This window comes from Pseudomonas sp. Pseusp18 (assembly GCF_059506005.1).
The window spans coordinates 1,061,276-1,085,061 of sequence record NZ_CP169240.1; the positions used below are offsets into that span (position 1 = coordinate 1,061,276).

Annotated in this window: 18 protein-coding genes; 10 read left to right on the forward strand and 8 right to left on the reverse strand. The window is 60.5% G+C overall.

Annotated features, from left to right (window positions below; all coding sequences use genetic code 11):
- Positions 1-85: 85 nt before the first annotated feature.
- The 3 genes from lptF to ACEN9A_RS04650 form a co-directional block, all read right to left on the reverse strand.
- Entirely contained in the window at positions 86-874 is a 789-nt protein-coding gene (lptF, locus tag ACEN9A_RS04640; RefSeq protein ID WP_019581610.1) for a lipotoxin F family OmpA-related lipoprotein LptF, read from the reverse strand.
- Between the two features lie 56 nt (positions 875-930).
- Positions 931-1,329: a DUF4398 domain-containing protein gene (locus tag ACEN9A_RS04645; protein ID WP_258672456.1), complete on the reverse strand. Its 399-nt coding sequence runs from the start codon at positions 1,327-1,329 to the stop codon at positions 931-933.
- A gap of 287 nt (positions 1,330-1,616) precedes the next feature.
- The gene (locus ACEN9A_RS04650; RefSeq protein WP_064616254.1) at positions 1,617-1,961 is read right to left on the reverse strand and encodes a hypothetical protein; all 345 of its coding nucleotides are present in this window, start codon (positions 1,959-1,961) and stop codon (positions 1,617-1,619) included.
- Between the two features lie 235 nt (positions 1,962-2,196).
- Between ACEN9A_RS04650 and ppc the strand changes: the two genes are divergently transcribed.
- From ppc to ACEN9A_RS04680, 6 genes are all read left to right on the forward strand, one after another.
- The gene (ppc, locus tag ACEN9A_RS04655; protein ID WP_258672457.1) at positions 2,197-4,827 is read left to right on the forward strand and encodes a phosphoenolpyruvate carboxylase; all 2,631 of its coding nucleotides are present in this window, start codon (positions 2,197-2,199) and stop codon (positions 4,825-4,827) included.
- Between the two features lie 303 nt (positions 4,828-5,130).
- Positions 5,131-5,778, forward strand: coding sequence for an adenylate kinase (gene adk / locus ACEN9A_RS04660; RefSeq protein ID WP_019651821.1), 648 nt, complete (start codon positions 5,131-5,133; stop codon positions 5,776-5,778).
- A gap of 93 nt (positions 5,779-5,871) precedes the next feature.
- Positions 5,872-6,546, forward strand: coding sequence for a tRNA (adenosine(37)-N6)-threonylcarbamoyltransferase complex dimerization subunit type 1 TsaB (tsaB, locus tag ACEN9A_RS04665; protein ID WP_258672458.1), 675 nt, complete (start codon positions 5,872-5,874; stop codon positions 6,544-6,546).
- Positions 6,547-6,824: 278 nt separating this feature from the next.
- Positions 6,825-7,130, forward strand: coding sequence for a hypothetical protein (locus tag ACEN9A_RS04670; RefSeq protein WP_007940187.1), 306 nt, complete (start codon positions 6,825-6,827; stop codon positions 7,128-7,130).
- Positions 7,127-7,987 carry a DUF72 domain-containing protein gene (locus tag ACEN9A_RS04675; RefSeq protein WP_258674141.1) on the forward strand — a complete coding sequence of 287 codons (861 nt, stop codon included), beginning with the start codon at positions 7,127-7,129 and terminating at the stop codon, positions 7,985-7,987. Before ACEN9A_RS04670 ends, ACEN9A_RS04675 begins: the two co-directional genes overlap by 4 nt.
- A gap of 31 nt (positions 7,988-8,018) precedes the next feature.
- Positions 8,019-8,840 carry an isocitrate lyase/PEP mutase family protein gene (locus ACEN9A_RS04680; protein ID WP_258672459.1) on the forward strand — a complete coding sequence of 274 codons (822 nt, stop codon included), beginning with the start codon at positions 8,019-8,021 and terminating at the stop codon, positions 8,838-8,840.
- 35 nt (positions 8,841-8,875) lie between these two features.
- Here the strand turns inward: ACEN9A_RS04680 and ACEN9A_RS04685 are convergent, their stop codons facing one another.
- Entirely contained in the window at positions 8,876-9,496 is a 621-nt protein-coding gene (locus tag ACEN9A_RS04685; RefSeq protein ID WP_258672460.1) for an energy transducer TonB, read from the reverse strand.
- Positions 9,497-9,589: 93 nt separating this feature from the next.
- On the opposite strand from ACEN9A_RS04685, the gene ACEN9A_RS04690 reads away from it, so the two are divergent.
- Positions 9,590-10,372: a class I SAM-dependent methyltransferase gene (locus ACEN9A_RS04690; protein WP_018926668.1), complete on the forward strand. Its 783-nt coding sequence runs from the start codon at positions 9,590-9,592 to the stop codon at positions 10,370-10,372.
- Between the two features lie 107 nt (positions 10,373-10,479).
- Here ACEN9A_RS04690 and ACEN9A_RS04695 read toward each other — a convergent pair whose 3' ends face one another.
- Positions 10,480-11,115, reverse strand: coding sequence for a TetR/AcrR family transcriptional regulator (locus tag ACEN9A_RS04695; protein WP_258672461.1), 636 nt, complete (start codon positions 11,113-11,115; stop codon positions 10,480-10,482).
- Positions 11,116-11,209: 94 nt separating this feature from the next.
- Here ACEN9A_RS04695 and ACEN9A_RS04700 point away from each other — a divergent pair, with 94 nt between their 5' ends.
- The 3 genes from ACEN9A_RS04700 to ACEN9A_RS04710 all read left to right on the forward strand — a co-directional run bounded on the left by ACEN9A_RS04700 (position 11,210) and on the right by ACEN9A_RS04710 (position 16,888).
- Entirely contained in the window at positions 11,210-12,310 is a 1,101-nt protein-coding gene (locus tag ACEN9A_RS04700) for an efflux RND transporter periplasmic adaptor subunit (RefSeq protein WP_258672462.1), read from the forward strand.
- Positions 12,311-12,316: 6 nt separating this feature from the next.
- Positions 12,317-15,388 carry an efflux RND transporter permease subunit gene (locus ACEN9A_RS04705; RefSeq protein WP_258672465.1) on the forward strand — a complete coding sequence of 1,024 codons (3,072 nt, stop codon included), beginning with the start codon at positions 12,317-12,319 and terminating at the stop codon, positions 15,386-15,388.
- A 159-nt stretch (positions 15,389-15,547) separates the two neighbouring features.
- Positions 15,548-16,888 (forward strand): Fic family protein, encoded by a 1,341-nt coding sequence (locus ACEN9A_RS04710; protein WP_258674143.1) that lies wholly within the window; start codon positions 15,548-15,550, stop codon positions 16,886-16,888.
- 124 nt (positions 16,889-17,012) lie between these two features.
- Here the strand turns inward: ACEN9A_RS04710 and lon are convergent, their stop codons facing one another.
- From lon to ACEN9A_RS04725, 3 genes are all read right to left on the reverse strand, one after another.
- Complete coding sequence (gene lon, locus ACEN9A_RS04715; protein ID WP_019651314.1) at positions 17,013-19,430, reverse strand: endopeptidase La; 2,418 nt, start codon at positions 19,428-19,430, stop codon at positions 17,013-17,015.
- Between the two features lie 335 nt (positions 19,431-19,765).
- Entirely contained in the window at positions 19,766-22,174 is a 2,409-nt protein-coding gene (locus ACEN9A_RS04720; RefSeq protein ID WP_258672467.1) for a glucose/quinate/shikimate family membrane-bound PQQ-dependent dehydrogenase, read from the reverse strand.
- Between the two features lie 151 nt (positions 22,175-22,325).
- Complete coding sequence (locus ACEN9A_RS04725) at positions 22,326-23,708, reverse strand: carbohydrate porin (RefSeq protein ID WP_258672469.1); 1,383 nt, start codon at positions 23,706-23,708, stop codon at positions 22,326-22,328.
- Between the last annotated feature and the right edge of the window lie 78 nt (positions 23,709-23,786).

The following is a 23,786-nucleotide window of genomic DNA, read 5'->3' on the forward strand; positions in this document are numbered from 1 at the left end:
GCTTGGCCCCAAGACAAGTGTTCGATCAATAAGAAGCCCCGCCTGATCCGATCAGGCGGGGCTTTTGTGTTTCAGCAGGTGAAACTTAGTTCGAGCTGACAGCCGAACGCGGTATCACCGGCTGGTTGTCGTTGGAAATGGTCACTTCCACCCGACGGTTCATCGCACGGCCGGAGACGCTGGTGTTTTCGGCCACCGGGTATTCCTTGCCATAACCCTGGACCACGATGCGCGCCGGGTCGACACCCATCTTGATCAGGGCCACTTGCACCGAGGTCGCGCGGCGCTCGGACAGCGACTGGTTGTACGAGGCCGCGCCGGTGCTGTCGGTGTAGCCTTCGACAATCACTTTACGGTCGGGGTTTTCCTGAAGGAACTGCGCCAGTTTGTTGATGTTCATCAGACCGCTGGGTTTCAGGTCGGCCTTGTTGGTGGCGAACAGCACGTCACCGAACGTTACCAGCGTGCCGCGATCGGTCTGTTTGGCGTTGAGGCTGGCCTGCAATTGTTTGATCTGCTGGTCGCGGGCATCCAGACGCGCTTGGGCTCGTTGAGCCGCGGCGTTTTTCAGGTTGTTTTCCGCAGTGCGCAGGGCGATGGTCTGCTTGGCCACTTCAACGCGCTGGTTGGTCAGGTAAGCCAGTTGGTCGACCTTGTTCTGGTCTTCCTTGTCCTGATAAGCCTTGTCGGCCTTGTCCAGGTAATCGCTGGCGTCTTTGGTTTCCAGTGCCGCGACTTTGCTGGCTTGCGGGTTGGCTTGCAGGCCGGCGTAGTTGGTGCGGGCTTGCTCCAGGTTGGTGTTGGGCGGTGTGGCGCAGGCAGCCAGTGCAATGCTTGCGGCCAGGAGGGCGGGTATCATCAGTTGTTTGCGCATAGCGGTTCGTCCTTTCTATCGATAAAAGTGTCAGGCCTGAAAATCGGGATGCGCGCTCACTGCACGGTGCGCTGACTTTCCTGACGCAGTTCCTGAACACCTTTCTGTGAGTCCTTTACAGCCTGTTCGGCTTTCATCGCCTGGGCTTTGCGTTCTGCCACTCGGGCGTCCCACTCGGCCTGTTCGGCGAGCATTTTGGCTTCGTCATACTTTTTGTCGTGCATGGCGATTTCGGCTTGTTTGAGCTTGTCCTGGGCGGATTTCATTTCCACCGCGGCGAATTCGGTGCCCCCGGCGCTGACGGCACTGTTCACGGCCGATTGGGTCACGGCGTATTGCTCGGTGGGCGGGTTGCCGGCGCATCCGGCCAGAACCAGGCTGCTGCCGATGGCCAGGGCCGCCAGTTTGAGACCGCGCAGGTGGGTGGACGAGGATGAAGCAGTGCTGGTCTTCATGGTTTTCAACTCCGTTGGATAACTCCTGAAATACATCTGAATCCATCCTGGGCAAGGAGCCGCAACCTTCGATTTCCAGAGCATTTTGAAACGGCCGTCCCAGGCGTGGTTACTGGGTTGACCCGAGGTTTTTTTTAAAAGTTCAGAGAATATGGCCTTTCGCCCGAAAAAACTTTGACCTGACGGACAAGGCTCTAAATCGGGAACTTTAGTCGTGCGCAGGGGTATTCCTGGCCCTGCACGGGCCAGGAAATACGTATTTCTGGAAGGGGAGCAAGACGCGCAAATCAGTGTTTTGGCTTGTCGTTTTCGGTCGACAAATCGTGCAAATGACGACGGGACAAGGCGAGAAAACGCGGGGTTGGACCGACGTCTTCGTACAGCGGATCGCCTTCTTCATCGGTGGCGACCACCGTTGACCCTTTCACATACGGAAAGCTCGCTTCGAGCTCTTCCAGGGCGGCGCCGATCAATTCTCCGAGCAGTTCTTCAGGGTGCCGTTTGGGGTACATATCGATAATCGCCGCCAGCCGTGCGGCGGCTTCCACGTCCAGACGAATCGTATAGCCAGAGTCGGTCAGGCGACCCTTGGCGTTTTCTTCCCAGTGCTTGGCGAGCTCGCGGATTTTCATAATGACCTCATTACGCACCTGCTCATGGCAGGCCGGGTGAGTGTCCGGCGGTGGCCGGTGGTAAGCCGTTGTACGGCTTGTGTTGAGACTAGCTGCAAGGTTTGAAGTTTGACGTCTCCTTGCCGTCTGCTTGTAAGAACCGCTTTACAACGGCACTCTCTAATGACAAGGCTTCTATTTCAAAGCCTCTAACATCTAAAGCATAGCCGCCCGGATTTTCGCTGGAGAACTGCTGATGACCGATATTGATGCACGCTTGCGCGAGGACGTTCACCTGTTGGGTGAGCTATTGGGCAACACCATTCGTGAGCAGTACGGGGATGGCTTTATCGACAAGATCGAGCAAATCCGCAAAGGCGCCAAGGCCGACCGTCGCGGTTCGATGGATGCCGAACTCAGCGCCAGCCTCAACCAGTTGAGCGAGGACGAATTGCTGCCGGTGGCGCGGGCGTTCAACCAGTTCCTCAACCTGGCCAATATCGCCGAGCAATATCAGCTGATTCACCGCCGCGAAGAGTCACAACCCGCGCCGTTCGAGGCCCGGGTATTGCCGGAGCTGCTCGCTCGCCTGTTGACTGCCGGCCATGACGCCGAATCCCTGGCCCGGCAATTGGGTCGGGTGGAAATCGAGTTGGTGTTGACCGCGCATCCCACCGAAGTGGCGCGACGCACACTGATCCAGAAATACGACGCGATCGCCGCGCAACTGGCGGCCCTGGATCATCGCGACCTGACCACCGCCGAGCGCGAGCAGATCAAGACCACCTTGCAGCGCCTGATCGCCGAAGCCTGGCACACCGAAGAAATCCGCCGCACCCGTCCGACACCTGTAGACGAAGCCAAGTGGGGCTTTGCGGTGATCGAGCATTCGCTGTGGCAGGCGATTCCCAACTATTTGCGCAAGGCCGACCAGGCCCTGCATGCCGCCACTGGCCTGCACCTGCCGCTGGAGGCCGCACCGATTCGTTTCGCCTCGTGGATGGGCGGCGACCGCGACGGTAACCCCAACGTCACCGCCGCCGTGACCCGCGAAGTATTGTTGCTGGCTCGCTGGATGGCTGCCGATTTGTACGTGCGCGATGTCGATCACCTCGCCGCCGAATTGTCGATGCAACAGGCCAGCGACGCCCTGAAAGCCAAGGCTGGCGACAGCGCCGAGCCTTACCGCGCGGTACTCAAACAGCTGCGTGAGCGCCTGCGCGCAACCCGTAATTGGGCCCAGGCCTCCCTGACGGCCACCACGCCGGCGTCCGCCGAGGTGCTGCAAAACAACCGCGACCTGCTGGACCCGTTGGAGCTGTGTTACCACTCGCTGCATGAATGCGGCATGGGCGTTATCGCCGATGGCCCGTTGCTCGACTGCCTGCGCCGCGCGGTGACGTTCGGGCTGTTTCTGGTGCGCCTCGATGTGCGCCAGGACTCCTCACGCCACACCGCGGCCATGACTGAAATCACCGATTACCTCGGCCTGGGCCGTTATGAGGACTGGAGCGAAGAGGAGCGCATCGCCTTCCTGATGCGTGAACTGAACAATCGCCGGCCGTTGCTGCCGGCCTACTTCAAGCCGTCTGCCGACACCGCCGAAGTGCTGGCGACGTGCCGGGAAATCGCTGCCGCTCCGGGGGCTTCCCTCGGCTCGTATGTGATTTCCATGGCTGGCGCTGCTTCCGACGTGCTGGCCGTGCAGTTGCTGCTCAAGGAATCCGGCGTATTGCGGCCGATGCGTGTGGTGCCGCTGTTCGAAACCCTCGCCGACCTCGATAACGCCGGCCCGGTGATCGAAAAACTGTTGTTGCTGCCGGGTTATCGCTCGCGGCTGCAAGGGCCGCAGGAAGTGATGATCGGTTATTCCGACTCGGCCAAGGACGCCGGCACTACGGCGGCGGCCTGGGCGCAGTATCGGGCGCAGGAGCGTCTGGTGGATATTTGCCGGGAGCAACAAGTGGAGCTGCTGTTGTTCCACGGCCGTGGCGGTACCGTGGGCCGTGGTGGCGGCCCGGCGCACGCGGCGATTCTGTCGCAGCCGCCGGGGTCGGTGGCGGGGCGTTTCCGCACCACCGAGCAGGGGGAAATGATTCGTTTCAAATTCGGCCTGCCGGACATCGCCGAGCAAAACCTCAATCTGTACCTGGCGGCGGTGCTGGAAGCGACCTTGCTGCCACCGCCACCTCCTACGCCTGCCTGGCGCCACTTGATGGACGAATTGGCCGCCGATGGGGTCAAGGCTTACCGTGCCGTGGTGCGGGAAAATCCGCAGTTCGTCGAGTATTTCCGCCAGTCCACCCCGGAGCAGGAGTTGGGGCGTTTGCCGTTGGGCAGCCGCCCGGCCAAGCGCCGCGCCGGCGGCATCGAAAGCCTGCGCGCCATTCCGTGGATTTTCGGCTGGACCCAGACGCGCCTGATGTTGCCGGCCTGGCTCGGCTGGGAAACGGCGCTGAGCAAGGCGCTGGAGCGCGGCGAAGGGGAGCTGCTGGGGCAGATGCGCGAGCAATGGCCGTTCTTCCGCACCCGCATCGATATGCTGGAAATGGTGCTGGCCAAGGCCGACGCCGATATCGCCCAGTCTTACGACGAGCGCCTGGTCGAGCCGGATCTGCTCCCTTTGGGTGCGCATTTACGCGACCTATTGTCGCAGGCCTGTGCGGTGGTCCTGGGGCTGACGGGTCAGTCCCAGCTACTGGCACATAGCCCAGACACCCTTGAATTCATCCGCCTGCGCAACACCTACCTCGACCCGCTGCATCTATTGCAGGCCGAACTGTTGGCCCGTTCGCGGCAGCAGGATGAAGCGCAGGGCAGCCCGGTAGAACAGGCGTTGCTGGTGTCTGTGGCGGGGATTGCCGCCGGTTTGCGAAATACCGGCTAAGGTTTTCGTCATAGGGAACAGGCACCTGGCGCGAGCGTCGAGTGCCTGCCGGCGAGCGGTCGAAAAGGTCTGTCAGGCGACAGTTAATGACGGGGTTGCGACTTGGGGTACCCCTTCGAAAGGGCACGTCCTGCGCAGGTTTCTCCGACTTTCGGCGGCTTGTGTGGGCAGGGTCTGCTGTGTATCTTGATCAGCCTTTGGCCGTTTGGGCGGTCACGACCCTATTTTTTGAGATTGGCCCTACGAGGCGAATCCTTTGTTTTGTTTAAGTAATTCTAAATAAAAAATTGAGGAGCACATCTAATGCGCGTCATTCTGCTGGGAGCTCCCGGGGCCGGTAAAGGTACTCAGGCTAAGTTCATCACCGAAAAATTCGGCATTCCGCAAATCTCTACCGGTGACATGCTGCGTGCTGCTGTAAAAGCCGGCACCGAGCTGGGCATCAAAGCCAAAAGCATCATGGATGCCGGTGGTCTGGTCTCCGACGATCTGATCATCGCTTTGGTCAAGGACCGTATTGCGCAGCCTGACTGTGCAAACGGTTTCCTGTTCGACGGTTTCCCGCGCACCATTCCGCAAGCTGAAGCGTTGGTAGACGCTGGCGTGGAACTGGACAACGTGGTCGAAATCGCCGTCGATGACGAAGAGATCGTTCAGCGTATCGCCGGTCGTCGCGTTCACGAGGCCAGCGGCCGCGTGTACCACACCGTCTACAACCCGCCGAAAATTGCCGGTAAAGACGACATCACCGGTGAAGAGCTGGTGCAGCGCAAGGACGACACCGAAGAAACCGTGCGTCATCGCCTGTCGGTCTACCACTCCCAGACCAAACCTCTGGTGGAGTTCTACCAAGGCCTGGCCGCTGCTCAGGGCAAGCCGAAGTACAGCCATATTCCGGGTGTCGGCTCGGTTGAGACGATTACCGGCAAGGTGCTTGAAGCACTGAGCTGAAAAGTCTGATCGGCTTCATCTTCTACGGCCCGCTTGCGGGCCGTAGTTGTTTATACTGGCGCACTTTTTCTGACCTCTCTTACGGATACATCGATGAGCACCTTGCTGGCCCTGGACACCGCGACTGAAGCTTGCTCCGTTGCCTTGCTGCATGACGGCAAGGTCACGAGCCATTACGAGGTGATCCCGCGCCTGCATGCGCAGAAGTTGCTGCCGATGATTCAGCAACTGCTGGCCGATGCCGGGACCACGCTGCAAGCGGTCGACGCCATTGCGTTCGGTCGTGGGCCGGGCGCGTTTACCGGTGTGCGGATCGCCATCGGCGTGGTGCAAGGGCTGGCGTTTGCGCTGGACCGTCCGGTGTTGCCGGTCTCCAACCTCGCTGTACTCGCCCAGCGGGCTTATCGCGAACACGGCGTCAGCCAGGTCGCGGCAGCCATCGATGCGCGTATGGATGAGGTGTATTGGGGCTGCTACCGCGAAACGGCGGGGGAGATGCGGCTGGTGGGCAACGAAGCGGTATTGCCACCGGAAGCCGCCGCGTTGCCGGTCGATGCCAGCGGCGAGTGGTTCGGCGCGGGCACCGGTTGGGGTTATGCCGAGCGTATTGCGGTGAGCCTGAGCGGCAAGGACGCGGGCATGCTGCCCCACGCCGAAGATTTGCTGACCCTGGCGCGTTTCGCCTGGGAACGCGGTGAAGCGATCGTGGCCGATCAGGCGCAGCCGGTGTATTTGCGCGATAAAGTCGCGACGCCGAAAGCGCGTTGATCCCGGTTGTCCTGTGGCGAGGGAGCTTGCTCCCGTTCGGCTGCGGAGCAGCCGTAGAACCTGACGGCGCGATGTATCTGACTGCGCGTGGGGGGCAGCTTCGCAGCCCAGCGGGAGCAAGCTCCCTCGCCACAAAGTGTTCCAACCGCAGCTAATCATCAGTTTCTGCCCGCCGCTTTTAAACCTTTTCGCTTTTCTGTGTTCTAGTTATCACTCGGCGGTTTGCGAAGTGGGTAATGCGCCACTAAACTGCCATCATCGATACCGAGCATGCACTTATGCGTATAGACGGCGTTTCCTCCCAGTCCTACCCGATCAAGCGCAAGCCTCGTAAAGGCCATGTGTCTGAGGATGACTCCGTCGATATCGACGGCGAGCTGGAATTCCCTACCGAAGAGCAATTGGCCGCCCGCGCCGCCAAAGCCTCCGCGCAACGCCTGAGCAATCTTCCCGCGCGTCAACAAGACATGATTTATCACCGCGCCATGAGCAAAAGCGTGGCGATGGCACTGGCCAGTTACCTGAGCACGGCCACTTTTGTCGACTGGGATGCGGATGTGCTGGGTCTCGACCTGTACATCTGATGCTGCCTTATTACCTCGGCTGCCCGTCCTGGAGCGAAAACGCCTGGCGCGACTACTTGTATCCACAGGACGCCAGGCCCGCCGAGTTTCTTGATCTTTATTCTCAAGTGTTCAACGCCGTGGAAGGCAATACGACCTTCTACGCGAGCCCGGCTGCCGCCACCGTGCAGCGCTGGGCCGAGACCATGCCCGAACACTTTCGCTTCACAGCCAAGTTTCCCGGCGACATCAGCCACAGCGGTGACCTGCGCGACCAATTGACCGCCACAGAAACGTTCCTGCAATTGCTCAGCCCTCTGGGGGCGCGGGTTTCGCCATTGTGGCTGCAATTGTCCAAAAGCTTCACCCCGCAACGACTGTCGGAACTGGCCGGTTTTATTGATGCGGTGGACCGGCCGTTGGCGGTCGAAGTACGGCATGACGAGTTCTTTGCCAAGGGCGATGCCGAGCGAATGCTCAATCGCCTGCTGCTGGATCGTGGCGTCGAGCGCATCTGCCTCGATCCGCGCGCGCTGTTCAGCTGCACCTCGACCAATCCTTCGGTGCTTCACGCCCAATCGAAAAAGCCTAGGGTGCCGCCTCGCCCTGCGGCGTTCACTCAGTTTCCACAGGTGCGTTTCATCGGCCATCCGGAGCTTGAAGCCAACGATCCGTTCCTGGTGCCATGGGTCGAGAAAATCGCCGTCTGGATCGAAGAGGGCCGCACGCCGTATATCTTCCTGCACACCGCCGATAACCTGCTGGCGGCGAAACTGGCACAACGTTTTCACGCACAACTGATGCAGCGTTTGCCTGGCTTGCCGCCGCTGCCTGAGCTATACAGAGAACCCGCCGCCGAGCAACTTGGTTTGCTCTGAAGCGGGTTTTCCCTTTTTCAGGAGTCTGCCAATGGATGCGCAAACCCTTCGAGCCCAGGCGTTCAAAGCACTGCACGAACGCGAGGGCGCTTTTGTCATTCCCAATCCCTGGGACGCCGGCTCGGCGAAAATGCTCGCCAGCCTTGGCTTCGAGGCACTGGCAACCACCAGCGCCGGTTATGCCTTTTCCCAGGGCCGCCCCGATGGTGGGCTGACGCTCGACGATACCCTGGCGAACGTTCGGGCGATTGTCGCGGCGACCGACCTGCCAGTCGCGGTCGATCTGGAAAACGGTTTCGCTGATGACCCCGCCGAGTGCGCGCAAAGTATTTTGCGGGCCGCCCAGGCCGGTGCCGTCGGCGGTTCGATCGAAGATGCCACAGGGCGTGAGGACGGTCCGATCTACTGTTTCGAGCATGCGGTGGCGCGTATCGAAGCCGCCGTCGCAGCAGCGCGCAGCTTGCCTTTCCCCTTCACGTTGACGGCGCGTGCCGAGAACTATTTGCACGGCAATCCCGACCTCGACGACACCATTCGCCGCTTGCGGGCATTCGCCGACGCCGGCGCGGACGTGCTTTACGCCCCAGGCCTGCGCAATGCCGAAGAGGTCTTGGCGGTGGTTCGCGCCGTGGCACCGAAACCGGTGAATGTGTTGATGTCCGGCGGGCTCAAGCTGACAGTGGCGCAATTGAGCGAAATGGGCGTCAAGCGTATCAGCGTCGGTTCGGCCCTGGCTTTGGCAGCGTATGGCGAGTTCTTGCGCGCGGCCGAGGAAATCCAGCAGCACGGGACCTTCGGCTTCACTTCCCGGTCGATGCCGTTCCAGAAGGCCAATCAATTCTTCAAAGGCTGACGAGGTCGGGCCGTGGTGGCTGGGCCGCTGAGGGGTTATGCAGCGATGCGCAGGTTCTGCAGAACGATCGGGCGCGCCCAGCCGTTATCGAAATCGAGTTGTTTCTGCTGTTCCACCAACTCTTGCGGTGAGAACGGCGGGAATGGCTTGTCCAGCAGGTCGAGTTCGAACTCGGCGATTGGCAAGTGCAGCGGACGCGGTTGCGGTGTGGCACCAGGCTCGGGCAGCGGTTGACCGGCAGTGAGCACGATCGGGCGAACCCAGCCGCTTTCGAAATCCTGCTGTTGCTGTTGCGCGACGATTTCTTCCGGCGGAAACGGTGGGAACGGTTTATCGGCCAGGTCCATTTCGAACTCGGCAATCGGCAGGAACAATGGCTCCGGCGGACGGACTTCGGTTTCTTTCACATCACATTCGCGCTGGGAAATGATGTGCGCCAGCAGCTCGCTGCCGACGGTCGGTTCGACCGGGCTGTCGAGATCGACCGGCGGAAAGTTGAGCGACGCCGGCACCACATCGCCCGACTGATCGGCCAGGGCCTGGGCAAAAAAATCTTGCCACAGGTGACTGACGCCGCTCAGTGCTTGGGAGTTTCGCAGGCCAAAATCGCCGTGGGGCGAGATGTAACCTATCGATGTGCGTTGAATGCCTGACATTTTTCTCGGTCGACGCTCAGCTCTGGCAAAATGCTCGATAGTTTGGTTATCGGCCGTTTTTGCCGATCATTAATTTTTTGAGCGTGTTTTCCCATGATTGAGCAACCTGCGGCCTGCCGCATCCATGTCGAAGCCTTGGGCGCGACTTTTCAGCCACAGGCCGAGCAATGGGCCGAGCGCCTGGGTTTGCCGCTGCAGGTGGATGACGGCGAGTTTGCCTTGCAGGTGGGTGAGCAGGGGTTGCAGCTGCAACAACTGGGGCCGGACGCACCGGGGCCGGTGCGGGTCGACTTCGTCGAGGGTGGCGCGGCCCATCGTCGGTTGTACGGCGGCGGCAGCGGTCAGATGATCGCCAAGGCGGTCGGCATCGCCCAGGGCGTGCGGCCACGGGTGCTGGACGCCACGGCCGGGTTGGGCAAGGACGCGTTCGTGCTGGCCAGCCTGGGCTGCGAGATGAGCCTGATCGAGCGCCAGCCGCTGATCGGCGCCTTGCTTGAAGATGGCCTGGCGCGCGGCGCGGAAGATTTCGACGTAGCGCCGATCGTGGCGCGGATGCGTTTGCTCAAGGGCAATTCGATCGAGGTGATGCGCAACTGGGAAGGCGAGCCGCCGCAGGTGATCTACCTCGACCCGATGTTTCCCCATCGTGAGAAAACCGCGTTGGTGAAGAAGGAAATGCGTCTGTTCCGGCCGCTGGTCGGCGATGATCCGGATGCGCCGGCCTTGCTCGAAGCGGCGTTGGCCCTGGCCAGTCATAGGGTGGTGGTCAAACGCCCGCGCAAGGCGCCGTGCATCGATGGGCCGAAGCCGAGCCATGCGCTGGACGGCAAGTCCAGCCGGTATGACATTTATCCGAAGAAAGCGCTCAAGCCCTAAAAAGATCGCAGCCTTCGGCAGCTCCTACAGGATCGGGTTTACATCATCCGATGTAGGAGCTGCCGAAGGCTGCGATCTTTTTGCAGGCAACACTTATTCCGCTGGGTTCAGGGCCGATACGCCCGCATAAACAATCCCACCACTTCCTGCACATGGGCTTCGGCCGCATCCCCGGTTACCGGTTCGCCGCAGCCATACAGCAAGCGGAAATTCCCCGCGCCCTTGAGCAGGCAGAAGAAGTGCTCGGCGGCATTGCGCGGTTTGTCGATGCTCAACACGCCACTCTGATCGATCTTGCTCAGCAAACGCTCCATGCCGTGCAGTACGCGTTCCGGCCCGGCCTCGAAGAAGATCTGTGCGAGTTTCGGGTCCTGGCTGCCCAGCGTCATCATCAGCCGGTGCAGGTTCACCGATTCGTCGCTGTTGATCAGTTGATGAAAGCCGTGTGCGATGTTCAGCAGCACGGTTTCCACGGCGACGCCGTCCGGCAATTCAAAAGCCAGCGGAGGCAATTGCTCCTCGCATTTGGCCACGACAGCGGAAGAGAACAGCGTCTCCTTGTCGTTGAAATGGCTGTAGACCGTCAGCTTCGACACGCCGGCCTCAGTCGCTACGGCATCCATGCTGGTGTTGGCGTATCCCTTACTCAAAAACAGGATTTTCGCCGCGTCGAGGATTGCCCGGCGCTTGGCCAGATCCTTGGGACGGCCCGGACCGCTGGGGGTGGAAAGATTGTCTGACATTCTTCGCTTTTAATACTGGACTGGTGAGTTTGCTATTAATAACATACTGGTCAGTATAATTATTCCAAGCCCCATTAGCGAAAGGTCGTTCACCATGCTGCGCTTTGCCTTGCCCCTCGCGTTGCCGGTCAGTCTGGCTTTTTTATTGTCGGCATGTGGCCATGAAGAAGCCCCTCCGGTCAGCGTGCGCCCGGCCATGGTGGTGCAGCCAGAGCCCTCGGCCCAGGCAATGGAAAGCTATCCCGGCGAAGTTCGCGCGCGTTATGAGCCGGACCTTGCCTTCCGGATTGGCGGCAAAGTCAGCCGACGACTGGTCGAAGAAGGGCAGCGGGTCAAGGCTGACCAACCCCTGGCGGAACTCGATCCTCAGGACGTGCGCCTGCAACTGGAAGCCACCCGTGCCCAGGTCGCGGCTGCCGAAGCCAATCTGAACCTGGTGCGCGCCGAGCGTGATCGCTACAAGACCCTGATGGAGCGGCAGATGGTCAGCCGTTCGCAGTACGACAACGCGGAAAACCTCTATCGCTCCGGTGAGGCCCGCCTCAAGCAAATCAAAGCCGAATTCAACGTTTCGACCAATCAGGCCAGTTACGCGGTGTTGCGTGCGCCGCAGGATGGCGTGGTGGCCAAGCGCGCGGTTGAAGTCGGGCAAGTGGTGGCGGCCGGGCAAACCGTGTTTACCCTGGCCACCGATGGCGAGCGCGAAGTATTGATCAGCCTGCCGGAGCAGAGCTTCGGCCGCTTCAAGGTCGGTCAGCCGGTCTCGGTGGAGCTCTGGACCCAACCCGATCAGCGTTTCCCTGGGCAGATCCGTGAGTTGTCGCCTGCCGCCGATCCCAAATCCCGCACTTTTGCCGCCCGTGTCGCATTTACCGCCGGCAAGGTTCCCGCCGAACTCGGCCAGAGTGCCCGGGTGTTCATCCAGACTGCCGAAGTGGTGCCGTTGTCAGTGCCGCTGTCGGCCCTCACCGCAGAAAACGGCGCCACCTACGTGTGGGTGGTCGGCGCCAACAATACCTTGAAAAAAGTCCCGGTGCGGGTCGGTGCATTTGGCGAGAAAACCGTGCCGGTGCTCGAGGGGCTGAACGCCAGCGACTGGGTGGTGGCGGCCGGTGTTCATGTGCTTCACGACGGGCAGCAAGTGCGCCCGGTGGATCGCTCCAACCGCGTGGTCAATCTGGCGCACAAGGAGTAATCCCCGATGGGTTTCAATCTATCCGAATGGGCGCTGCGTAACCGCCAGATCGTACTGTTCCTGATGCTCCTGCTGGCTGTCGTCGGGGCGTTGTCCTACACCAAGCTTGGCCAAAGCGAAGACCCGCCGTTCACCTTCAAGGCCATGGTAATTCGTACCAACTGGCCGGGGGCCACGGCCGAGGAAGTGGCGCGCCAGGTCACCGAGCGTATTGAAAAGAAACTGATGGAAACCGGGGAGTACGAACGGATCACCTCGTTCTCCCGCCCGGGCGAGTCCCAGGTGACGTTCATGGCGCGCGATTCCATGCATTCGGTGGATATCCCGGACCTCTGGTATCAGGTCCGCAAGAAAATCAGCGATATTCGCCAGACCCTGCCACCGGGGATCCAGGGCCCGTTTTTCAACGATGAGTTCGGCACCACGTTCGGCAACATCTACGCCCTGACCGGCGAGGGCTTTGATTACGCAGTGCTCAAGGATTACGCCGACCGCATCCAGATCCAGCTGCAACGGGTCAAGGATGTGGGCAAGGTCGACCTGCTCGGGTTGCAGGACGAGAAGGTCTGGATCGAACTCTCCAACGTTAAACTGGCCACCCTCGGGGTGCCGCTGGCGGCGGTGCAGCAGGCACTTGAAGAACAGAACGCGATGTCCACCGCCGGCTTCTTCGAAACCACCAGCGAGCGTTTGCAGCTACGGGTCTCGGGGAATTTTCAGACGGTCGACGAGATCAAGAACTTCCCGATCCGCGTCGCAGATCGCACGTTCCGCATCGGTGATGTGGCGGACGTTCGTCGTGGCTTCAACGATCCACCGGCGCCGCGCATGCGCTTCATGGCTGAAGACGCCATCGGTCTGGCGGTGGCCATGAAGGACGGTGGCGATATTCTGGTATTGGGCAAGGCGCTGGAAATCGAGTTCGCCCGGATTCAGCAAAACCTGCCGGCCGGCATGCAGTTGCGCAAAGTCTCCGATCAACCCGCCGCGGTGAAAACCGGTGTGGGCGAGTTCGTTCAGGTACTGGTGGAGGCCCTGGCGATTGTGTTGCTGGTGAGCTTCTTCTCCCTTGGCGTGCGCACCGGCATGGTCGTAGCGCTGGCGATACCGCTGGTGTTGGCGATGACGTTCGCCTGCATGTATTACTTAGGGATAGGCCTGCACAAGATTTCCCTCGGCGCGCTGGTGCTGGCGCTGGGCCTGCTGGTGGACGACGCGATCATCGCCGTGGAAATGATGGCGATCAAAATGGAGCAGGGCTTCGACCGGATCAAGGCTGCCAGCTATGCCTGGACCAGCACCGCGTTCCCGATGCTCACCGGTACGTTGATCACCGCCGCCGGTTTCCTGCCGATTGCCACCGCGCAATCGGGCACCGGTGAATACACTCGCTCGATCTTCCAGGTGGTGACCATCGCGCTGTTGGCGTCGTGGGTGGCCGCCGTGGTTTTTGTGCCTTATCTGGGGGAGAAACTTCTGCCGGACCTGGCGAAAATTCACGCCGCCAAACACGGCACTGGCGACGGCCAACCCGACCCTTACGGCACGCCGTTCTATCAGCGCGTCAGACGGCTGGTGGAGTGGTGCGTACGCCGGCGCAAAACGGTGATCGTGCTGACCATCGTGATGTTCGTCGCGTCCGTGGTGTTGTTCCGTTTCGTGCCGCAGCAGTTCTTCCCGGCATCGGGGCGACTGGAATTGATGGTTGATCTGAAACTCGCCGAAGGTGCCTCCCTGAGCAACACCGCCGAGGAGGTCAAGCGTCTCGAAGGCCTGCTCAAGGATCACGCCGGGATCGACAACTATGTGGCTTATGTCGGCACCGGTTCGCCGCGTTTCTACCTGCCGCTGGACCAGCAACTTCCGGCCGCAAGCTTCGCGCAATTTGTTGTCCTGGCCAAAACCATCGAAGACCGCGAAACCCTGCGCACTTGGCTGATCGAAACCCTCAATGAACAATTCCCGGCCCTGCGCTCGCGGGTCACGCGTCTGGAAAACGGCCCGCCGGTTGGCTATCCGGTGCAGTTCCGGGTCACCGGTGAACACATTGCGGACGTCCGCGCCCTGGCGCGTAAAGTCGCGGCCAAGGTTCGCGAGAATCCACACGTGGCCAACGTGCATCTGGACTGGGAAGAGCCGAGCAAAGTCGTGTACCTGAACGTCGATCAGGACCGCGCGCGGGCGCTGGGCGTGAGCACGGCGAACCTCTCGGGGTTCCTGCGAAGCTCGCTGACCGGCTCCAGTGTCAGTCAGTACCGCGAAGACAACGAATTGATCGAGATCCTGCTGCGCGGCACGGTGCATGAGCGCACTGAGCTGGCGTTGCTGCCGAGCCTGGCCGTGCCGACCGACAACGGTCGCAGCGTGGCGTTGTCGCAGATTGCCACGCTGGAATACGGCTTCGAAGAAGGCATCATCTGGCACCGTAACCGCCTGCCCAACGTGACGGTTCGCGCCGACATCTACGGCAAGGAACAACCGGCGACACTGGTGCAGCAAATCATGCCGACCCTCGATCCGATCCGCGCCGAACTGCCGGACGGCTATCTGCTGGAAGTCGGCGGTACGGTGGAAGACTCGGCCCGTGGGCAGAACTCGGTGAAGGCCGGCGTGCCGCTGTTCATCGTGGTGGTGCTGACGTTGCTGATGCTGCAACTGCGCAGTTTCTCACGCACTGCCATGGTGTTTCTGACCGCGCCGCTGGGGTTGATCGGGGTGACGTTGTTCCTGATGGTGTTCCGTCAGCCGTTCGGTTTCGTCGCCATGCTCGGGACCATCGCCTTGTCCGGGATGATCATGCGTAACTCGGTGATTCTGGTGGACCAGATCGAGCAGGACATCGCTGCCGGGCTCAAGCCCTGGCAGGCGATCATCGAGGCGACGGTGCGACGTTTCCGGCCGATTGTGTTGACCGCGCTGGCGGCGGTGCTGGCGATGATTCCATTATCGCGCAGTGTGTTTTTCGGGCCGATGGCGGTGGCGATCATGGGCGGGCTGATTGTGGCGACGGCGTTGACGTTGCTGTTCTTGCCGGCGTTGTATGCGGCTTGGTTCAGGGTCAGGAAAGAGCCCGTTTGATCTTGGCGGCCTCGGCCTCGTGGTTTGGCTCGCCGCCTTCCCTTGTAGGAGCATCCTGCGGTAGCTCCTACATGTATTTCAGATCCGTCTGATATTGAGTCAGAGCAAGGGCGGTGTTGTACTCGAGACTCGGTTTCGTGAGTTTTTGAGACAGCAATGATGAAAAAGCCGCCCATGCTGAAGGGCAGATCCGACCCGGTGTTCGATCGGTTGGGGCAATCGCCCAATAAGGAACGCCTCTCGGACTACCTCGCACTGCTCAAGCCTCTGGACGATCAGGGGCGTTACCTTCCATTCGATGACTTGCGCTACCGCTGGGCGCCGGGGCTGGACTCGAATCTGTGCTGGGCCTTGGTCAAAAAAGCCCGGACCGCCCAGTACTCAACCCTTCTGCCATTGGGCGAGCCTGTCCAATGGGGTCGCTTCGTGCTCACGCCGCTGGCGCAGAAAGCGGTTTCTGCCGTCGATCGGCAAGCGACAACGGCAGCGCTGGAACACATGACCAGCCAGATCGGCGAGCATGCGCATTTCAGCTATCTGCTTAACGATCTGATCGAAGATGAAGCAATCAGCAGCAGCCAACTCGAAGGTGCAGCGACCACTACCCGAGTGGCAAAAGATATGCTCAAGCGCAAGCGGCTGCCGCGTACGCCGGATGAGCGGATGGTCATCGGCAACTACAAAATGATGAACTTCGCCTGGGAAAAGCGTTATGAACCCTTGAGCGTCGAGCTGATTACGGCGATGCATCGTGTCGGCGTCGAGGGCATCGATGACACTCAATATTCACCCGGGGCTTTCAGGGCCAACGATGATGTGGTGGTGCAGGATGGCGAGGGCAATACCGTTCATACACCACCGCCCGCAGCAGGGCTGGTGTCACGGCTGCAGGTGCTGTCGAACTGGATCAATCAGTCCCACAACGACCCCTATCAAGTGGATTATCTTCATCCGTTGATAAAAGGCATCGCCCTGCATTTTGCGTTGGGTTATGAGCATCCTTTTCGCGACGGCAACGGCCGGGTCGCGCGGGCGCTGTTTTACTGGTTCATGTTCAAAAATGACTTCTCGGCCTTTCGTTATATAGCGATCAGCATTTTGCTGCGCAATGCGCCGGTGAAATATGGCCGCTCGTATCTGAATACGGAAGCTGATGAGCTGGACCTGACATATTTCATCGATTTCCAGTGTTCGGTGATTCTGCGTGCTGTCAGTGGTTTTACTGAGGCCTATCGGAAAAGTCTGGCTTATGCCGAGAACTTTGATCGATGGTTGTTGGAATCCGGTTTTTTCGATCAATTGACCGAGAGGCAACGAGCTGTATACCAAGTGGCCAAGAGTGGAATGGCCAAGGAATTTACGGCGGTCAATGTGAAGGAGAATCTGGACTGCTCTTACAACACCGCGTCGGCGACCTTGAATGGGTTGGTTGGGTTGAACGTGTTCGAGAAGAGGAAAATGGGCAGGGAGTGGGTGTTCTTCTTGCGCGGAGTGCCATAGGCGCTGGCAAGCTGCCATTGTTGACTTGTGACATAAGTGAAAAGCCCGCTGACCCCTTAAAAGGTCAGCGGGCTTTTTGCTGAGTCTGATTATTCCCAACCCATTGAAACGATCAGGTGACGGCTCAGAACAATATCTTCGCCACATCCGCAAAGCGCTTGGCAAAGTGCACGGTAATGCCTTCCTTCAGGTAGTCCGGCAACTCCTCGAAGTTACCCCGGTTCGGCTCCGGCAAAATCAGTTCATTGATCTTCTGCCGACGCGCCGCGATGACTTTCTCGCGCACACCGCCAATCGGCAGTACATGCCCGGTCAGCGTCAGTTCACCGGTCATGGCCACGCCTTTTTTCGGCGGTTGGTTGCGGGCGAGGGAGAGCAGGGCGCTGGCCATGGTCACGCCGGCGCTCGGGCCGTCTTTCGGCGTTGCGCCTTCCGGTACGTGGAGGTGGACGAAGGCTTCATCGAAGAACGTCGGGTCACCGCCGAATTGCTTCAGATGGGAGCTGACGTAGCTGTAGGCGATTTCCGCCGACTCTTTCATCACGTCCCCCAGCTGCCCGGTGAGTTTGAAGCCTCGGTTGAGGGTGTGGATGCGCGTGGCTTCGATCGGCAGGGTCGCGCCGCCCATGCTGGTCCAGGCCAGTCCGGTGATCACGCCGACGCCGGACAGCACTTGCTCGTTGCGGAACACCGGACGGCCGAGTGAGGCTTCCAGGTCTTTGGGGCCGAGTTTGATGACGGCTTTCGGTTCGTCGAGCAGTTTCATCACCGCTTTGCGCACCAGTTTGCCGAGGTTTTTCTCCAGCTGACGGACTCCGGCCTCTCGGGCATAGCCGTCGATCAAGGCCCTCAATGCAGTGTCGCTAATGCTCAAGTTGCCTTTGGAGACGCCGGCCTTTTCCAGCTGTTTCGGCCACAGGTGACGCTTGGCGATGGCGACTTTTTCTTCGGTGATGTAACCCGACAGGCGAATCACTTCCATCCGGTCCAGCAACGGGCCGGGGATAGAGTCCAGGGTGTTGGCGGTGCAGACGAATAGCACTTTCGACAGGTCCAGGCGCAAGTCCAGGTAATGGTCGAGGAATTCGACGTTCTGTTCCGGGTCGAGGGTTTCCAGCAGCGCCGAGGCCGGGTCGCCCTGGTAGCTCTGGCCCATCTTGTCGATCTCGTCGAGCATGATCACCGGGTTCATCACTTCGACGTCTTTCAACGCCTGGACGAGTTTGCCCGGTTGTGCGCCGATGTAGGTGCGGCGATGGCCCTTGATCTCGGCTTCGTCGCGCATGCCGCCGAGGCTGAAGCGATAGAACGGCCGCCCCAGGGATTCGGCGATGGATTTGCCGACGCTGGTCTTGCCCACGCCCGGCGGGCCCACCAGCAAGACGATGGAGCCGCTGATCTCGCCTTTATAGGCACCGACCGCGAGGAATTCGAGGATGCGGTCCTTGATGTCGTCGAGGCCGGCGTGGTGTTTATCCAGCACCTTGCGCGCGTGCTTGAGGTCGAGTTTGTCCTCGCCGTACACGCCCCACGGCACTGAGGTCGCCCAGTCGAGGTAGTTGCGGGTCACCGCGTATTCCGGCGATCCGGTTTCGAGGATCGACAGTTTGTTCATTTCCTCAACGATGCGTTTCTGCGCCTGGGGCGACAACACCTTGCCCGTCAGGCGTTGCTCGAACTGCTCGATGTCGGCGCTACGGTCGTCCTTGGTCAGCCCCAGCTCTTGCTGGATGACCTTGAGTTGTTCTTTGAGGAAAAACTCGCGCTGATGTTCGCCAATCTTGCGGTTAACTTCAGCGGAAATCTCTTTCTGCAAGCGCGCGACTTCGACTTCCTTGCGCAGCATCGGCAGGACTTTTTCCATGCGCTTGAGCATCGGCACGCAGTCGAGCACTTCTTGCAGTTCGCTGCCCGTGGCCGAGGTCAGGGCGGCGGCGAAGTCGGTCAGGGGCGACGGATCGTTGGGGCTGAAGCGGTTGAGGTAGTTTTTCAACTCTTCGCTGTACAGCGGGTTCAGCGGCAGCAGCTCTTTGATCGCATTGATCAGCGCCATGCCGTAGGCCTTGACCTCGTCGGTCGGCTCGGTGGGCTGGTGCGGGTATTCGACTTCCACCAGGTACGGTGGGCGATGGTGCTTGAGCCAGGTTTTGATGCGCACCCGGGTCAGGCCCTGGGCGACGAATTGCAGTTTGCCGTTTTCGCGGCTGGCGTGATGGACTTTGACCAGCGTGCCGTATTCCGGCAGGGCTTTGGTGTCGAAATGGCGCGGGTTGTCCTGGGGGGCGTCCATGAAGAACAGGGCCAGAGAATGGTGGTCGGACTGGCTCACCAGTTCGAGAGTCTCGGCCCACGGCTCTTCGTTGACGATCACCGGCAGCACTTGCGCCGGGAAGAAAGGCCGGTTGTGGATCGGGATGATGTAGACCTTGTCCGGCAGGTTCTGGCCAGGCAGGGTGAGGCCTTTGCCGGTTGAAGGGTGTTCGTTGTTGTCTGTTTCGGCGTATTCGCTCGGGTCTTCGGGGAATTCTTGCTGGTCGGTCATGGGGCACCTGCGCAATAGGGTATGGATCTTAGATGGGGCAGGTGGGGGGTGGTTTCAATGGGCCTGGCTATTTCAGAGTGTGTGTTCAGGGTTTTGACAGGTGCGGGTGGATCAAGGTCAAAAGCCAGATCAAAAGATGCACGCCGCCCTACTGTAGGAGCGAGGCTTGCCCGCGAAGGCGGTGTATCAGGCGACTTCAATGTTGAATGTGAAATCGCCTTCGCGGGCAAGCCTCGCTCCTACAGGGATTTTGGGGATGGCGGGGATTGCAGCGCCCACAAAAAAAGGCGACGCCCCTCACAGGGCGTCGCCTTTGTTTTAACTGCCGCTACCGCTTATTCCGACAGTTTGTACGCAATCACATAGTCACCTTGCTTGGTGCCCAGCGATCCGTGACCGCCCGCAACGACGAGCACGTATTGCTTGCCGTCCTTGCCGGTGTAGGTCATCGGTGTGGTTTGCGCGCCGGCTGGCAGGCGGCCTTCCCACAGCTGCTTGCCGTTTTTCACGTCGTAGGCGCGCAGGTACTGGTCGAGGGTGCCGCTCAGGAAGGCTACGCCACCGGCAGTGGTGAAGGTCCCGCCCAGGCTCGGTACGCCCATGCTCAGAGGGATCGGAACCGGCGAGCTGTCGCGCACGGTGCCGTTTTTGTGTTTCCAGATGATTTTGCTGGTGGTCAGGTCGACCGCTGTCACGTAACCCCAGGCCGGTGCCTGGCACGGCAGGCCCATTGGCGAGAGCAGGGGTTCGAGGATGACGCCGTATGGCGCGCCTTTGTTCGGCTGCACACCTTCGGTTTCGCTTTTACGCGGGCCTTGGGCTGCGATTTCGGCGGCGGGGATCAGTTTCGATTTGAACGCCATGTAGTCCGGGTTCATGAAAGCAATCTGACGCACCGGGTCAACCGAGATACCACCCCAGTCGAACACACCGAAGTTGCCTGGATAAACGATCGAACCTTGTAGCGATGGCGGCGTGAACGGGCCGTCGTAGCGCAGGGATTTGAAGTTGATCCGGCAGATCAGTTGGTCGAACGGGGTGACGCCCCACATGTCGCGCTCTTTCAGCGGCGGCGGCATCAGGTTCAGGTCGGATTTCGGTTGGGTCGGCGAGGTGTGATCACCTTCGACAGCGCCTTGTGGCACCGGCACTTCGTTGATCGGCACGATGGCCTTGCCGTTGCTGCGGTCCAGCACGTAAATGCTGCCTTGCTTGGTGGACGCAAGCACCGCCTGCTTCACACCGTCTGCGGTTTTCAGGTCCATCAGGGTTGGCTGGCCACCGACGTCCATGTCCCACAGGTCATGGTGAGTGAACTGGAAGTGCCAGCGCACTTTGCCGGTGGCGATGTCCAGCGCGGTCAGGCCGGCGGAGTGCAGTTCCGATTCAGGGGTACGCGCGCCACCGAACTGATCCGGGGTCTGGTTGCCCATCGGCAGGTAGAGCATGCCGAGTTTTTCGTCGACGGCGAACATGGACCACATGTTCGGCGAGTTGCGGGTGTAGACCTTGCCTTCGGCAATCGGCGTGGTGTCGTCCGGATTGCCGCTGTCCCAGTTCCACACCAGTTTGCCGGTGTGCACGTCGAACGCGCGGATGACGCCGCTTGGCTCGTCGGTGGAAACGTTGTCGGTGACGTGGCCGCCAATCACCACCAGGTCTTTGGTGACCGCCGGTGGCGAAGTGGAGTAGTAACCACCAGGGGTGAAGCCGCCGATGTTGGCGGTCAGGTCGACCTGGCCACCGTTACCGAAGTCTTCGCACATTTTGCCGGTGTCGGCGTTCAGGGCGATCAGGCGGGTGTCGGCGGTCGGCAGGAAAATACGGCGCGGGCAGACGCTGGTCACTGGCGGGTTGGCAGTGCCGGTCGGGCTCTGCTCGGACGCGTAGGCGGCATCATCGTGATAGGTCACGCCACGGCAGGTCATGTGCGCCCAACCCTTGAAGTTCGCTGCGTTCTGCGTGGAGAGCTTCGGGTCGAAACGCCAGATTTCCTTGCCGGTGTCCGGGTCCAGTGCGATCACCTGGCTGTGCGGCGTGCAGACATAGAGCATGCCGTTGGCTTTGAGCGGGGTGTTTTCGGCGGTGGTTTCGCCCGGGTCGTTCGGGCCAGGCAGGTCACCGGTGCGGAAAGTCCAGGCGGGAACCAGTTTGCTGACGTTCTGCGGGGTGATTTGCGCCAGTGGCGAGTAGCGATCGCCATGGGCACTGCGGCCGTAGGAGTTCCAGTCGCCATCCGGCATGGCCGGGGCGGTGTTGCTCATGCCAGGCACGGCGTCACGGTCCAGTTGGCCTTTGATTTCACCGGGGTTGGTGAACAGGCTGGCCAGCGCGGCGATACCGGCGATGACCACGGCAGCACTCAGCACACCGGTGCCGACCGGGTTGAAGTCGCCGCGACGCAACGGGCGACGAAACCATGGCAGCAGCATGACGATGCCGAGGGTAAAGAGCAGCGCCAGACGCGGCACCAGTTGCCACCAGTCCAGACCGACTTCCCACAGTGCCCAGACGGTACTGGCGAACAGCACCACAGCGTACACGCTCAGCGCCGCATAACGGTCGGCCAGCAGCAGCCCACCGGCCACCATCAGGCCGATACCGGCCAGCAGGTAATACAGCGAGCCGCCGAGCATGCTCAGCTTGATCCCCCCGGCCAGCAAGGCCAGGCCCATTAGTAGAAGCAGAATGCCGAGCAGGGTCGGCAATAGACGGCTTCGACTCAAAGCACCATCAGTGCTCATAGTGTGGTTCTCCGTGACGTTTTAAGTAGTCCCGCGCAGTAGTCACTGTAGATGACGATCTGGCGCGGGCATGGTTCATCGAAAAAGTGTTTGGTTGATGCGGTCCCTGTGGGAGCAGGCTTGCCCGCTCCCACAGGTTTTATGCGTTTAATTAGAACGATGACTGGATCTTGATCCCGCCAATCAGCGCGTCGTCGACCTTGTCGACGCCACCGGGGTGGCGGATGTATTGCAGGTTCGGGCGCACGGTCAGCCAGTTAGTGACGTGCACGCCGTAATAGAGCTCGCTGCTGTATTCGGTGTCTTGCGGGGGCAGGAACGACGGATCGTCGAAGTCCTGGACGGCGCGGGCCTGATTGGTCGCCTCGGCGTTCTTGCGGTAGGCCGGGTTGACGTGGACACGGGCCAGCGCGAAGCCGATATCGTCCTTGGCGCGGGCATCGAACAGGCCTTTGTAGACGACGCCGGCCTGGACATAGTTGTCGATGGCGTTGGTCTTCTTGTCGTGCATCGTGGCGTTGGCGAACACACTCAGGCCGCGTGAATTGTCGCTGGCGCGGCTGGTCAGTTGCTGCTGAATACCGAGCCATACGCCATGCTTGCTCGATGCACTGCGGTAAGCCTCGCCGCTCAGGGCGGCCGGCTGGCCATGGCTGTCCTTATAGACGTCGCTGGCCTTGGCGCTGCTGTAGTAGTAACCAGCGCGGTATTCACCCGGCAGGCCATTGAGCTTCGGGGTCCAGACCAGTTCTACCGGCAGGATTGCGCCCTGAGTGCCGCTGCCGCTGAGCTTGAAACCGTTGTCACGATCCAGATTGGACGGGTTTTGCTCGTAAGCCCCGACTTGCGCGTAGAGCTCGGGCGTCAGGTGATATTTGACGCGCATGGCCCACTGGCTGACCGGCCAGTTGTACCAGATGCCACCGACCCAGTTACCGACCTGGGAGCCGCAGAACGCCAGGTTCTGGAAGTCGCAGGGGAAGCTGTTGAAGTCTTCACCCTCGCCAAAGCGGCCGACCTTGATGTCGAGCTTCTGGTCGAAGAATTTCTGCTGATACCACATCTGCGTCAGGCGCCAGGTCTGGCCACGGCCCCAGACTTCCTGCGCCGAGGTGAAACCGCCGACACGCGGGTCGTTGATCCGGTCGTTGCTGATGTTGTTGCCGTTGCGTTCGGTGATGGTCAGCTGAAATTCAGCGTCGTCCCAACCCAGAATCTTCTGCAAGTCCAGGTGAGTACCCAAGGCAAACTGATCGCTGTAGCGCGCGGTACGGTCATGGTCGTAGCCACCGTGCAGGTTGCTGCCCATTTCGCCGGTGTAATCGACTTTGAAGTCGTAGCCTTTTTCCGAAAGTTCGGTGCGAGTGCCGTTCCAGTCACCGAGCATCCATGGCGAGTCGCTATCGAAGGCTGGCGCGGCCTGGGTGCAAGTGGCAAGGCCCAGTGCGGTGAACCCGCTGATCAGATTCAGGGCTTTCCGGCCGGACACAGCGGGTGAGACAGCGCTGTCTCGCGGAGTTTGAAAATCAGGCATAGAGAAGGAATTCTTGATCTTTTTCTAAAGGGGATGCGCTGAACGCAGCAGGAATGCAGCAGGGGAGAAGCGTTTCAG

Coding starts and splice junctions, on each gene's coding strand:
- ACEN9A_RS04690 (WP_018926668.1), top strand. CDS start 9,590: ATGATTGAGCAACCTGCGGCCTGCCGCATCCATGTCGAAGCCTTGGGC.
- ACEN9A_RS04695 (WP_258672461.1), bottom strand. CDS start 11,115: ATGTCAGACAATCTTTCCACCCCCAGCGGTCCGGGCCGTCCCAAGGAT.
- ACEN9A_RS04700 (WP_258672462.1), top strand. CDS start 11,210: ATGCTGCGCTTTGCCTTGCCCCTCGCGTTGCCGGTCAGTCTGGCTTTT.
- ACEN9A_RS04710 (WP_258674143.1), top strand. CDS start 15,548: ATGAAAAAGCCGCCCATGCTGAAGGGCAGATCCGACCCGGTGTTCGAT.
- ACEN9A_RS04680 (WP_258672459.1), top strand. CDS start 8,019: ATGGATGCGCAAACCCTTCGAGCCCAGGCGTTCAAAGCACTGCACGAA.
- ACEN9A_RS04705 (WP_258672465.1), top strand. CDS start 12,317: ATGGGTTTCAATCTATCCGAATGGGCGCTGCGTAACCGCCAGATCGTA.
- tsaB (WP_258672458.1), top strand. CDS start 5,872: ATGAGCACCTTGCTGGCCCTGGACACCGCGACTGAAGCTTGCTCCGTT.
- ACEN9A_RS04725 (WP_258672469.1), bottom strand. CDS start 23,708: ATGCCTGATTTTCAAACTCCGCGAGACAGCGCTGTCTCACCCGCTGTG.
- ppc (WP_258672457.1), top strand. CDS start 2,197: ATGACCGATATTGATGCACGCTTGCGCGAGGACGTTCACCTGTTGGGT.
- ACEN9A_RS04645 (WP_258672456.1), bottom strand. CDS start 1,329: ATGAAGACCAGCACTGCTTCATCCTCGTCCACCCACCTGCGCGGTCTC.
- ACEN9A_RS04650 (WP_064616254.1), bottom strand. CDS start 1,961: ATGAAAATCCGCGAGCTCGCCAAGCACTGGGAAGAAAACGCCAAGGGT.
- ACEN9A_RS04685 (WP_258672460.1), bottom strand. CDS start 9,496: ATGTCAGGCATTCAACGCACATCGATAGGTTACATCTCGCCCCACGGC.
- lptF (WP_019581610.1), bottom strand. CDS start 874: ATGCGCAAACAACTGATGATACCCGCCCTCCTGGCCGCAAGCATTGCA.
- adk (WP_019651821.1), top strand. CDS start 5,131: ATGCGCGTCATTCTGCTGGGAGCTCCCGGGGCCGGTAAAGGTACTCAG.
- ACEN9A_RS04720 (WP_258672467.1), bottom strand. CDS start 22,174: ATGAGCACTGATGGTGCTTTGAGTCGAAGCCGTCTATTGCCGACCCTG.
- ACEN9A_RS04670 (WP_007940187.1), top strand. CDS start 6,825: ATGCGTATAGACGGCGTTTCCTCCCAGTCCTACCCGATCAAGCGCAAG.
- lon (WP_019651314.1), bottom strand. CDS start 19,430: ATGACCGACCAGCAAGAATTCCCCGAAGACCCGAGCGAATACGCCGAA.